General features: G+C 66.1%; 7 protein-coding genes and 3 pseudogenes. 4 read left to right on the top strand and 6 right to left on the bottom strand.

Annotated elements, in window-relative coordinates; all coding sequences use genetic code 11:
• Positions 1-478 precede the first annotated feature (478 nt).
• Together CA2_RS16800 and CA2_RS16795 are read right to left on the bottom strand one after the other, a co-directional pair.
• A complete protein-coding gene (locus tag CA2_RS16800) occupies positions 479-877 on the bottom strand; it encodes a COG4315 family predicted lipoprotein (protein WP_042420189.1) in 399 nt (132 codons plus the stop codon).
• A 239-nt stretch (positions 878-1,116) separates the two neighbouring features.
• Positions 1,117-3,981, bottom strand: coding sequence for an HD domain-containing phosphohydrolase (locus CA2_RS16795; RefSeq protein WP_042420182.1), 2,865 nt, complete (start codon positions 3,979-3,981; stop codon positions 1,117-1,119).
• A 237-nt stretch (positions 3,982-4,218) separates the two neighbouring features.
• Between CA2_RS16795 and CA2_RS16790 the strand changes: the two genes are divergently transcribed.
• A complete protein-coding gene (locus CA2_RS16790) occupies positions 4,219-6,687 on the top strand; it encodes a cation-translocating P-type ATPase (RefSeq protein ID WP_042420179.1) in 2,469 nt (822 codons plus the stop codon).
• A gap of 104 nt (positions 6,688-6,791) precedes the next feature.
• Here the strand turns inward: CA2_RS16790 and CA2_RS16785 are convergent.
• The 4 genes and pseudogenes from CA2_RS16785 to CA2_RS16770 form a co-directional block, all read right to left on the bottom strand.
• Positions 6,792-7,028: pseudogene (locus CA2_RS16785) on the bottom strand (TolC family protein); the annotation flags it as partial.
• Between the two features lie 108 nt (positions 7,029-7,136).
• Positions 7,137-8,456 carry a Y-family DNA polymerase gene (locus CA2_RS16780; protein WP_042420172.1) on the bottom strand — a complete coding sequence of 440 codons (1,320 nt, stop codon included), beginning with the start codon at positions 8,454-8,456 and terminating at the stop codon, positions 7,137-7,139.
• A gap of 8 nt (positions 8,457-8,464) precedes the next feature.
• Entirely contained in the window at positions 8,465-9,322 is an 858-nt protein-coding gene (gene cho / locus CA2_RS16775; RefSeq protein ID WP_042420169.1) for an excinuclease Cho, read from the bottom strand.
• A gap of 2 nt (positions 9,323-9,324) precedes the next feature.
• Entirely contained in the window at positions 9,325-9,768 is a 444-nt protein-coding gene (locus CA2_RS16770; RefSeq protein WP_042420165.1) for a LexA family protein, read from the bottom strand.
• 649 nt (positions 9,769-10,417) lie between these two features.
• Between CA2_RS16770 and CA2_RS18685 the strand changes: the two are divergent.
• From CA2_RS18685 to CA2_RS16765, 3 genes and pseudogenes are all read left to right on the top strand, one after another.
• Positions 10,418-11,131: pseudogene (locus CA2_RS18685) on the top strand (tripartite tricarboxylate transporter substrate binding protein); the annotation flags it as partial.
• 25 nt (positions 11,132-11,156) lie between these two features.
• Positions 11,157-11,309: pseudogene (locus CA2_RS18680) on the top strand (BREX system Lon protease-like protein BrxL); the annotation flags it as partial.
• 162 nt (positions 11,310-11,471) lie between these two features.
• On the top strand, positions 11,472-11,968 hold a 497-nt coding region (locus CA2_RS16765; protein ID WP_304515741.1), incomplete at its 3' end, for a S16 family serine protease.

The raw sequence follows: 11,968 nt of genomic DNA, 5'->3' as shown, positions 1-11,968 counted from the left end.
CGCCCGTTCACAGCACCAGCATGGCGGCCACGTAAATCGCCATTGGTAGCGTGGCCGTACAACCCATTACGCGGTGCGCAGGCTGATCGACCAGTCCCCCATCAGGTGGGCGGACTGCCCAATTCACAGCACCATGGCCACGGAGGCTTCCGCAACCGCCCCGTTGACGATGGCAGTCCACGCCAGCGCTTTCATAGGATTGCATTCCAGGCACTCATCAGAATGCCAATGCCAGGGGCGACGATGATGTAAAAACCCGTGCTTCGCGAAAAAACCGCGACAGACCGCAGCGCAGTCCAGGACGTCGCTGACGACGTAAGCCGCCAAGCCTGTCAGCACGGGCTGGCAAGCCACCCAGCGCCAACCATGCACAGCGCTAATAAGGCAAATGCGAAGTCGGTCGCCACAGGTCCTTCACGCGCAGGCGGCCCCCCAATGGCTTTCCCGTGGGAGGGGGAATTTGGCGGGGCTAGGGCCTTCAGGGCTTGGCAGTGTGCCAAACGTTGCCCACGCCGTCGCCGGTGGCGTCGCCGGGCTTGCTGTCCTTGGCCCAGTAATACAGAGGTTTGCCCTGGTAGGCCCATTGTTTGCCGCCGTCATCGCGCGTCACCACGCTCCAGTGGCCAATCGGCTGGGCGCTGGCCGGTGCCATCAGCGGGGGCCAGTTGGTGGCGCAGCCGCCATTGCACACACTCTTGCCGCTGCCGGCCGCGTCGCGGTCAAACACGTACAGCGTCATCTGGTTGGGGCCGACCAGCTTGCCATTCAGCACGGTGGCCGGTGAGGCCTGGGCCATGGACGGGTTGCTGGCGGGGGCCGTTGTGCAGGCCGACAGGGCGACTGCCGCCACCAGGGCGAGTGAAGCTACATGTCTCATGGAATGCTCCTTCAAGATCCGATGCCGCGTTCAGTGAACGGTGTGCGGGCTACGTAAGACCGCGCCAGCCACCGCGGACCAGTATCGGCTTTTTCCAGGCGCTGGCAGTAACCATCCTTGCAGCAGGCGCTTTGCGTGTGGGGTGCTGGGGGCTTCGCATCAGAAGCTGTATGCATGAATTATTTGATAGCTGTCAGCGCAGGCTGAATAAGCACTACAGCCCAATTTCATTCATGCAATCATGGTCGCAGCATGCCGGCGATCGCCGCCACGTCGACCGCATCGATCTGCGCGGGCAGCAGGTATTGCGCGGCATAGTCCTGCCACACCCTGCTGTGCAGGAAGTACAGGAACAGCTCGGTGTCGATGTGGCCGTCCTTGCCCATCAGAGCCATGATGCGCAGCGACTCCGACAGGGTTTTCGCGGGCTTGTAGGGGCGGTCGGCGGCGGTCAGCGCTTCAAAGATGTCGGCCACGGCCATGATGCGCTCGGTGGTCTGCATGGCACTGCCGGGCAGCCGGCGGGGATAGCCGGCGCCGTCCATGCGTTCGTGGTGGTTGGCTGCAATGTCTGGCACGCGCGCCAGGTGGCGCGGCCACGGCAGTTTCTTGAGCATGTCCAGCGTGTGCACGATGTGCTCGTTGATGGCAAAGCGGTCTTCCTCGGTCAGGGTGCCGCGGCGGATGCTGAGGTTGTGCAGCTCGCCGCGGTGCTGCCGGTAGGCCGGCAGTTGCATGTCAAAGCCCAGGGTGTTGCGGGGGTCGCCGCGCTCCACGGCGGGCTTGTGCGCGCCCCAGGGGATGCGGTGTTCCGGCTTGTCCGCCAGCAAGGGCTCGGCCACGGGCAGCTCCGGGGCCGGGCCACGGTGCTGGCGCAGCCGGGCCAACTCGTCGGTGGACAGGCCCAGGCTGTCGTCGAAATGGCGCCACCAGGTGGTGGCCCCGAGCTGCTGGAGCCGCGCGATGGCCTCGTCCTGCAGGGACTCCCCGCCAATATTGCAGGCGGCCACGAAGGCGAAGTCTTGCTGCAGCTGCGTGTGCCGTTGGTTGCGCTGCGCGGTGGCGGCTGCGGCGTCCTCGCCCTGCAGCAGGGCTTGCAGGTGGGCGATGTCGGCATCGCGCCACAGCACCTCGAAGCGCATGCGGATTTCATGGATGCGGTTGTATATGAGTTCCAGCTTGGTGGGCTTGTCGACGATGTGCTCGGCGCTGGTGATCTTGCCGCAGTCGTGAAGCCAGGCGGCCAGGAAGAAGGCATAGCGCTCTTCGTCCGTGAGGCTGAAGTCGGCATAGGGGCCTGTGGTGTCGGCATCCAGGCGGTTGGCCAGCATGATGGCCAGTTCGGGCACGCGCTCGCAGTGGCCCCCGGTGTACGGGCTCTTGGCGTCGATGGCATCGGCCAGCACGCGGATGACGGCGTCGAACAGCTGTTTTTGCGACTCGATCAGTTGGCGCGTCTCGATGGCCACCGTCATCATGCCGGTCAGCTTGGCGGCGAAGGCGTGGAATTCCGGGCTTGCGTGTTCCTGGTCGTTCTCGTACAGCAGCACCAGCATGCCTTCGATCTCGCCGGTGCGCCCCTGGAGCTGGAATTCGATGCGCTGCACGCGTGCGCCGGTCTTGCCGGACTGCAGGGTCGCGGGTTTGGGCCTATCCACGTAGTGCAGCTGGGGCCCCAGCTCGTTCAGATCGCCGACGACGGCGAAGCGGGTCATGGTGGCCTGGTCCTGCTGGCTCAGATAGATGGCGCCACCCTGGCAGCGCGTGGCGCGCACCAGCTTTTCCAGCACCAGGTTCAGCATGGCCTCAATCTGGGGCTCGGAGCCCAGGACCTGGCTGATCGATAAAAATTCTTCCACGGTGGCGCTGACGTGGTTCATGACGTGGTTGAGTTCGGCCACCTCGCGCAGAGGCGTGGGCTGGGCCGGCGGGCGGCTGAAATCGAAGCCGGACATGCGTTTGGCCTGGGCCGTGACGTGCTCCAGGGCCTGGCCGATGCGGCTGCCGGCCCACCAGCCCAGGGGCAGGCACAGCAGGATCAGCCCGCCGGCGATCAGGATCATGCGGGTGCGGCTGTGCTGCAGCCCGCCCAGCAGCTCTGCTGCCGGCACGGTGAGCAGCATGCGCATGTCGGTGCGGTTGAGTGCATCGAACGGCAGGATGACGCCCAGCCACGCCCGGCCTTCGCTGGTGTAGGACACGGGCACGCCATCCTGGCCGATGTGGCGCAGGGTGGACAGCGCCTGGGTGGGCAGGGTGTCCACCGGGCGCAGCACCGGAGTGCCCTGCGCCGGGTCGGTGAGTGCGGGCATGTCGCTGTAGGCGATCACGGCCCCCTTGCCATCGACCAGTGCCAGCTCGGTCCCGGGGGTGATGCGCAGGTCGGCCAGGTCCTGGCCCAGGTCGTGCAAGGCAATGTCCAGGCCGACGACGGCGTCCGAGGCGGGCGTCAGCAGGGACAGGCTGATGCCCACCTGGCGCGTCGAGAAGAACACATACGGGTCCGACAGCACGGTGGAGGCGCGGTCCTGGGCCTTCTGGTACCAGCTGCGCTCGCGGGGGTCGAACTGGTAGTCCGCCTGGTGGCGCTGGGTCACCAGGTCCAGGTTGGCATCGTAAAAATAGAAGGACCCGGCGGGCGGCTCCTGGGGCTCCCGCGTGACCGCCTGCACCAGGTAACTGGCGGATTCGGGCGCTTGCAGTTGCTGCCGGATCTGGGGGTTCTCCAGGGGGCGGATCAGCAGGAAGTCGCCATCCGCGTAGCCCACATAAATCGCGGACACCAAGGGGTTGGCAATCAGCTCGGCCGCCAGCAGGCGCATGCGCGCCAGACGTTCCGGCTGCCGGGAGGCCGTAACCAGCGGGTCGAAGGACAGGGTGCGCAGCGTGGCCGACGCCGGCTCAATCAGGCGGCGGGCGTGCTCGGAGGCAGCGTGGGCGGCGTAGTAGGACGTCTGGACCGCAGAGTCGATCAGCAGGCTGCGGGAGCTGAACCAGTTCAGGGTGATCAGCACGGTGGCCACAAAGAACATGGCCGCGACGACCATGCCGGCGATGACGGGTCGAACAGGCCAGGTGCGCAGCGTCGGGTTTTTTTCCGCCATGCTGTAGATCCTCGAGAACCGGTGGCGGCATCTGGCTGCCACAGGGTGGCTGGGGGTCGGAGGTGGTGTGGTGTCCCGCCGGGGCCTGCGGTGCACGGCGATCAGAATAGCCTTGAACCCGGCCAGTCGTAAACGCAAGTTGGTGGGTGTTGCGCAGGCGCCGCTGCGCACGCAGCACGCCGCATCTCATGGCGGCCGGCGTTGCGCCAATCCGGGTGAAGGCGAACAATCGACCGCATGACACAACGCCGCATTCCCACGGACACCCTGCCGGGTGTCGACGCCCGGACGCAGGGCCTGAGCACGCAGCAGGCCGAGGCACAGCGCAGTGCCTGCGGCTGGAACGACATCGTGCCCCAGGTGACCCGCAGCTGGTGGGGCATCGCGCGCGACACGGCCAGCGATCCCATGCTCTGGTTCCTGGCTCTGACCGCCGGCCTGTTCGGTCTGCTGGGCCAGACGACCGAGGCGCTGACGCTGCTGCTGGCCATGCTGCCGCTGCTGGGCATGGATGCCTACCTGCACCTGCGGACCACGGCGTCCTCTGCCGGACTGGCCAGCCGCCTGGCCAGCTCGGCCGAATGCCTGCGCGATGGCCAGTGGCAGCAGATGCCCGCACGCGCGCTGGTGCCCGGTGATCTGGTGCGGGTGCAGCCGGGCGAGTACTTTCCGGCGGATGGCCTGCTGGTGCAAGGCAGCGGCTTGCAGGTGGACGAATCGACCTTGACCGGGGAGTCGCTGCCCGTGGCCAAGCGCGCGCTGGAGGGCGACGGGGTGCTGCCGCCCTCGGCGGCCGAGGTGCACTGGGGCACGGCGGGCACCCGGTTGCTGACCGGCACTGCCTGGCTGCGCGTGCTCTGGATCGGGCAGGACACCCGCTATGGCGAAATCGTGCGCACCGCCACCGAGGGCAGCCACGAGGCCACGCCCCTGCAAAAAGCCATCCGTGAACTGGTGGCCATCCTGCTGGGCGTGGCCCTCATCGTGTGCGCGGTGCTGGCGTTGGTGCGGCTGTGGCAGGGCCATGGCTGGATGGATGCCTTGCTCAGCGCCGTGACCCTGGCCGTGGCGGCCATCCCCGAGGAGTTCCCCGTCGTCTACACCTTTTTTCTGGGGGCCGGGGTGTTCCGTCTGGCCAAGAAGAACGCCCTGGTGCGCCGCGCCGTGGCGGTGGAGAACATCGGCCGGGTCAGCTGCATCCTGTCCGACAAGACCGGCACCATCACCGCCGGGGCGCTGGTGCTGTCGCAGCAGATGCCGGCAGCGGGCCTGGACGCGCGCGGTGTGCTGGAGGTGGCCTGCCGGGCCGCCCGCCCGGACAGCGGCGATCCCATGGACCAGGCCCTGCACCAGGCGCTGGGCCCGGCAGTGCCGGGGGAACAACGGGCGGCATTTCCCTTCACGGAAGCGCGGCGGCGGGAAACAGCGATTTGGTCCAATCAGGCTGGAGCGCTTGCTGCGTATGTGAAAGGTGCTCCTGAAACCATACTTTCCCTGTGTGTGCTGTCCGATGGCGAGCGGGGCCACTGGCTGGACCTGGTGAACCAGCACGCGCAGTCGGGGCGCAAGCTCATCGGCTGTGCCTGGAAGGCCTTTCCCGCCGGCGTCGCGATGGCGGTGGAGCCCGACCATGGCTTCCAGTGGGCCGGCCTGCTGGCGTTCGAAGACCCGGTGCGAGACGGCGTGCGCGAGGCGATCGCGGACTGCATGGCGGCGGGCATGCGCGTCATCATGGTCACCGGCGACCACCCGGCCACGGCCACGGCGATTGCCCGCGCGATCGGCCTGGGCGGCGCCCACCCGCAGACCCTGGTGCTGGCGCCCGAGGACGATCCGGCCACGCGCCTGCATGGCCACGCGGGGCTGGACGTGGTGGCGCGCGCCACGCCGGCGCAGAAGCTGGCCCTGGTGCAGGCGCTGCAAGCGGCCGGGGAACTAGTGGCCGTCACCGGCGATGGCGTCAACGACGTGCCCGCGCTGCGCCAGGCCGACATCGGGGTGGCGATGGGCGCCCGCGGCACGCGCAGCGCCCGCGAGGTGGCGCCCGTGGTGCTGCTGGATGACAACTTCCGCACCATCGTCGACGCCGTCGCCGAGGGTCGGCAACTGTTCCAGAACCTGCGCCTGGCCTTTGCCTACCTGCTGCTGGTGCACCTGCCGCTGGTGGTGGGCGCGGCGGCCATCCCGCTGATGGGCTTGCCGCTGGTGTTTCTGCCGCTGCACATCGTCTGGCTGGAGCTGGTGATCCACCCGACAGCCATGATGGCCTTCCAGGACCTGCCCGCGCACGGCCCACTGGCGCCGGTGCGGCGCCAGCGCACGGCCCGTTTCTTTGCCCCGGAAGCCTGGCTGTGCATGGCGTTGGTCGGTGGCCTGGCGAGCGTGGCCGTGGTGTGGAGCTACCTGTACGCGCTGGGCGCGGACCAGAACGTGGAACATGCCCGCGCCATGGCGCTGGCGGTGCTGCTGGTCGCCAGCGCCGGCGTCACCACGGGCCTGACCCAGCTGCGCCGTGCTGCGGCGCGGTGGCTGGTGGGGGGCACGCTGGCGTCGCTGGTGGCCAGCATGCAGGTGCCGGCCCTCAGCCGGCTGCTGCACCTGCAGCCGCTGCATGCGCCCGACTGGTGGCTGGTGGCCGGGGTGTTTGTGGCGGCGCTGCTGCTGACCCTGGCGCTGGACTTGCAGTTGCGGTGCTCGCAGCCATGAAGCCACTGGCGCTGTGGGGCCTGGGCCTGCCGCCCAGGCGCAGATTCAAACCTGGCGTGTACAGCGAAAAGTGCCTCCAGCCCGCTTGCAGCTTGTGCCAATAGCTATGGTTTTTGCGGGGGTGCGGCGTCTGCAGACTGCCAGCCGCCCCCCAGGGCCTTATACAGCTGCACGCGGTTGTCCAGCTCGGCCTGGTGCAGGCGCACCACTTGCAGCTCGGCCGCGTACAGGTTGCGCTGGGCGTCCAGCTCTTCCAGGTCGCTGGCATGGCCGGCCTCATAGCGATCGTGCGCAAAGCGCAGCGACTGCTGCAGCACCTGGCGGCGCTGCGTGGCATGCCTGCTGGGCCATGCGCGGAGCGCTGTCAGCGTCCATGCGTTCCAAGCGGGCCCCAAGCTGAATCACCGCAGTCCCAAGCTGTGTGACCCACTGTCCTGTTCGGGATGCTTTCACGCGCAGGTGTTGGCCCGCGCAACCGGTATTTCGTCCAGCCTTGTGGTGTAGCGGGGCGTGCGGTGCTCCTGCTTCATGCGCCATCCAGCCGCATCCGTCTGCGTGTGGCCGGTGCTGCCAATGTGCAGCGTGGCTTGGCCATAGCGGGCGTTGATGCGATCCATGGCTTCCATCAGCTTGCCTGGGTCTCGGCAGGTGCGGGGGGCTTCAAACAGCAGCTCGGCTTGCTGCTGGGTGTTGGCAGGGCACAGGTCCAGCAGCATCACGCCGGCCTTGGCCAGCTCAAACCCTGGCTGGTAGATCTGGCGCAGCCCGACTACGGCGGCCTGGAGCAGCGTTCGGGTGTCGGCAGTGGGGCACGGCAGCGGCAGGGTGATGGACCGATTGAACCGCGGCCCCGCGCGGAAGGGAGAGCTGTGCGCAAACACCAGCACCGCCCCGGCCAGCTGCTGGCTGTGGCGCAACTTCTCAGCGGCCCGGGTGGCGAATTCGCTCACCGCTTCGACCAAGGGTGGCAAGCTGCGGATGGTCTGGCCAAAGCTGCGGGTGCATGCGATCTGCTGCTTGGGGGCCGGGGCATGTTCCAGGCTGATGCAACTGATGCCCTGCAGCTCCCGCACCGTGCGCTCCAGCACCACGCCCCATTCCTGGCGGGCCTGGGGGGCAGGCATCCTGGCCACGTCCAGGGCCGTGCAGAGACCGTGCTCTGCCAGCCTGGCCGCCATGCGGCGGCCAATGCCCCACACACCGCCGGCCGGGGTGCGTTGCAGCAGTTCCTGGCGCTGTGCGGGGGTCAGCTCGGCCCAGTTGCACACCCCTTGCATCTCTGCCGACTGGTGGCCGGGTTGGCGTTCGGCATCCTTGGCGATGTGGTTGCACAGCTTGGCCAGCGTCTTGGTGGGGCCCAGCCCGATGCAGGTGGGGATGCTGGTCCAGCGCCAGATGCGGCTGCGGATGGCCCGTGCCCGGCGTGTCAGTTCGGGGATGCCGTCCAGGTCGCCGATAAAGCTTTCATCGATGGAATAGATCTCCTGCAGCGGCCCCAGGCCTGCGGCAATCGCCATCATGCGGGCGCTCATGTCGCCGTACAGCTCGAAGTTGGCCGACAGGCAGATCAAGCCGCAGGTGCGCTCCAGCTCCCGGAACTGGTAATAAGGCTGGGCCATCTGGATGCCCAGGGCCTTGGCTTCGTCCGAGCGGGAGATGGCGCAGCCATCGTTGTTGCTCAGCACCACCACGGGCTGGCCGCGCAGCGCCGGCTGGAAGGCCCGTTCACAGGACACATAGAAGTTGTTGCCATCGATCAGGGCAAACATGGCGGTGCCTACAGCTGCACGATGGGCAATTGTCCCGTCAAGATGGGGCGGCACAGGATCTTGTAGCCATCCGCGTCAAAGCCGGCAGCCACCTTGGCCAGCTTGCGCGCCTGGGGCAGGCTGGTGGCGCTGCCCAGGTAGCACCAGTGGTGCACCACGTGCAGCTGCTGCAGGTCATCGCAGCGCTCCTGCAGGGCGATCGGCCCCGGGTAGGGCCAGGTGGCAATCTGCAGGTTTTCCAGTGCCGCCAGCAGGCGCTGGGCATGCTCGGCCGGAGTCTCACGGCCACAGCACACGCCCTGACAGCGCTGGAGCATGGCCCTGAAGCACGCCCGGCCCGGTGGCAGCTTTTCCAGCCCCAGCGCACCCAGGCACAGGGCATGTACATCGGCCAGTCCGTGCAGTGCCTGCAAGGCCGCCGTGCGGCTGCTGTACAGGCCGTACAGGCCTGGGGTGCTGGCAAAGTCCATGTCCCGGGCATGGACCACCTCGGGCCGGCCATCACGCAGTTGCAGTGCGCACAGCTGGCGGTTGCGGCGCAGCTTCTGGTTGTACAGCGGCTGCTGCTGTTTGATCAGTTGGGCCTCCAGCAGCAGGGCGCCAATCTCTCCCGCCGTGCGAATGTGGCTGATGTGCGTGGCCTGGCGCAGCATGCGTGCCTCTTCCGGGTTGCGCAGGTGGGCCAGTACGCGCGAGCGCAGGTTCACGCTCTTGCCGGTGTACAGCGGCAGGCTGTCCCCTTGCGCATGAAAGATGTAAACCCCCGGGGCTGCCGGCAGGTCTTGCAGGTTCGCGCGCAGGTGCTCCGGGTAGGCATACAGGCTGGCCGGGTCGAACTGCGGATGGCGGCGTGCGGGCAGCTGCATGGCTAACGGGCAAAACGTTTGATGCAGGAAGTCACCACGCCCCAGATCTCCAGTGTCTCGTTCTCCTGGGGGGTGATGTCCGGATAGGCGGGGTTGCCCGCCTGGAGGCGTACAGCACCCCCCGCACAGTGCAGCAGCTTGACCGTGAACTCTCCCTCCACCATCGCCACCACGATGTGCGCATGGCGTGCCTGGATGGCGCGGTCCACCACGATCAGGTCTCCATCGTCGATGCCGTACTCCCGCATCGAAGGTCCCGCCACCCGCAGCAGGTAGGTGGCGTGCGGGTGCTCGATCAGCAGGCTGGCAATGTCCAGACGCTCCCCCCGGAAGTCCTCCGCAGGCGAGGGGAAGCCGGCACGTACCGGGCAGTCGGCCAGTGGCAGCGCCATGGACGAGGCGGTGGCAGGCACTGGGAGGCCGGATAAAAGACGATTGCTGTACATGCATACAGTATACGGCGATTGCCCAAAAACCATCCGGTGCGTGTTGTGTCCTGTGCAGCAGCGTGCGCGAATGGCCCAGACTGCAGGAAATCTTGTCGAGCGTCTGCTCGGCCAGCGCTTGAACAGGCAAGGCAACAGCGGCAGCGCCCTCCGTACGGTCAGTACTTAATTTTTAGTAGCAATGAATGTCGCCAAACATCAGCGTGTGACCAGGTGGTGCTTCCTATAACTTTGTTGCAGATCGCAAATTTTGGAATTGAATCCGGCCATAGACACGTTTCACCTGGTCAGCGCCACCATGCTGTGGGCGCCGGACCTGCTGCGCGATATCGGCGAATTGCCGGGTGCTCGTACGGTCCTTTTAAACAGCGTCACCCATTCAGAGGTCTCCAGCCGCTTCCAGGGACTCTTGGTGGTGGAACACAAGCGATTGCGACAAGCGGATCACAAGGAGAAGGTGCAGAAGGTGCGCGCACAAGTGCCTGCGCATTCCGCAGGGGGCAAGCAGCATGGGGAGGCCGCTTTGGGTTGGGGATTCCACCAATCAATCCAACGCATTCATTCAGAATTTCACCTGGAGTTTGGGCCCTCAAGGTCGCGCTGTGCCCCTCGCTCAATTTCTAGCAATCACATCCAGCTCATCAAGGGTGGCTACACGCTGATGATCACCTCCATCGGCATGGCGACCAATGGTGCGCTGTACAGCAAACTGAGCTATGACCCGATCAAGGACTTTGAACCCGTCAGCTTGCTGGCTGTGGTGCCCAACGTCTTGGTGACCCACGCCAGCCAAAAGAACATTCAGAGCGTGAAGGACGTGATCGAGCAGGCCAAAAAGTCGCCGAATAAGCTTACGTATGCTTCTGCGGGGAACGGGACTTCCATCCATTTGGCCGGTGCAAACTTCACGGCATTGACCGGCGTACAGATGTTGCATGTCCCTTATCGTGGCAGCGGCCCTGCGGTCACGGACCTGCTGGGTGGTCAGGTGGACTTTATGTTCGACAGCATCACATCGGCACGCCCGCATATCCAGGCTGGTAAGCTGCGCGCCCTTGCCGTGACAACCAAGCAGCGCTCGGCATCGTTACCCGATGTGCCGACCGTGGCGGAGGCCGGGGTCCCCGGCTATGAGGTCTCGCCATGGTTTGCAACTTTTATGCCCGCAGGCACGCCAGCGGCGATCGTGGAAAAGTTGAGCCTGGCCCTCAATGAGTCCATGCGCGATCCAGAGGTGAAAAAGCGTCTGGATGCGATTGGTGCCGAGCCGATGGGCACCACCCCGCAGGTGCTGCGCACCCACCTCAAGCAAGAGACGGAGCGCTGGACCCAATTGATCAAGACCGCCGGCATTTCAGCGGAGCCGGGTATCGACGCTGCAAGGGCGCGTGCGCTGGGGTGGTGCATTGTCTGGTCGAGACCTCAACGGGGTCAACAAGACCGTGAGTGGCCTGCTGAAGCTTTTGTACCCCGACTCGGACATGGCGGTCAGCGAAGAAGACCTGGAGTGGGCCGTGCGCCTGGCTCTCGAGGTTCGCCGTCGGGTCAAGGAGCAGCAAAAGCGCATCGGTGCCGCAGAATTCCGCAACACCCACTTCAGCTACACCCTGGGTGCCGAGGGGGTCGAGAAGTTTGTCAGTACCCCGGAGCTGCAGAGCCAGGGCGGTATCGGGGATGAGCCGCTGGAATGCGGCCAGATTTGGGTGCTGAGCCCGGGCGGCGATGAAGAGCACTCCGGCCTTTTCCGGCTGGAAGTGAACGAGGGACCCGGCAGTGGCGTGCGCGTGCTGAACAACCCGGTTCCAGCGGCGTTCAAAGAGTCCATCCGCTGCGCTGAACAAAACCTGTATGCCCGCGCCCAGCAGTTGGTCGGTGACCGCGACCCGCGCTCCCATGAGTTTTCGGTCCAGTTGCCTGGCTTCGATGCTGCCAAGGCGGGTGCCAAGACCGGAGTCGGTGCGCTCATCGCCTTGTCCAGCGCGTTGCTGAAGAAGTCCGTCCGAGGTGGCCTGGTGGTTGTTGGCGAAGTGACCCTCGGCGGCACCATAGAGCCGATTCACAACGCGGTCACCCTGGCAGAGATTGCCGTTGAAAAGGGAGCGAAATCCTTGCTTCTGCCTGTCTCCTGCAGGCGTCAGCTGTTTGACCTGTCCGACGAGATGGCAACGAAGCTGGATATCGAGTTTTATCAGGATGGGCG

It is taken from the genome of Comamonas aquatica NBRC 14918 (assembly GCF_000739875.1).
Lineage (GTDB): Bacteria > Pseudomonadota > Gammaproteobacteria > Burkholderiales > Burkholderiaceae_C > Comamonas > Comamonas aquatica.
This window is presented reverse-complemented; position numbering and strand designations above follow the sequence as displayed.

What these genes read in the sequence shown, in the direction of transcription:
- CA2_RS16780 (WP_042420172.1), bottom strand. Translation starts at nt 8,456, where the DNA reads ATGTTTGCCCTGATCGATGGCAACAACTTCTATGTGTCCTGTGAACGG.
- cho (WP_042420169.1), bottom strand. Translation starts at nt 9,322, where the DNA reads ATGCAGCTGCCCGCACGCCGCCATCCGCAGTTCGACCCGGCCAGCCTG.
- CA2_RS16800 (WP_042420189.1), bottom strand. Translation starts at nt 877, where the DNA reads ATGAGACATGTAGCTTCACTCGCCCTGGTGGCGGCAGTCGCCCTGTCG.
- CA2_RS16790 (WP_042420179.1), top strand. Translation starts at nt 4,219, where the DNA reads ATGACACAACGCCGCATTCCCACGGACACCCTGCCGGGTGTCGACGCC.
- CA2_RS16795 (WP_042420182.1), bottom strand. Translation starts at nt 3,981, where the DNA reads ATGGCGGAAAAAAACCCGACGCTGCGCACCTGGCCTGTTCGACCCGTC.
- CA2_RS16770 (WP_042420165.1), bottom strand. Translation starts at nt 9,768, where the DNA reads ATGTACAGCAATCGTCTTTTATCCGGCCTCCCAGTGCCTGCCACCGCC.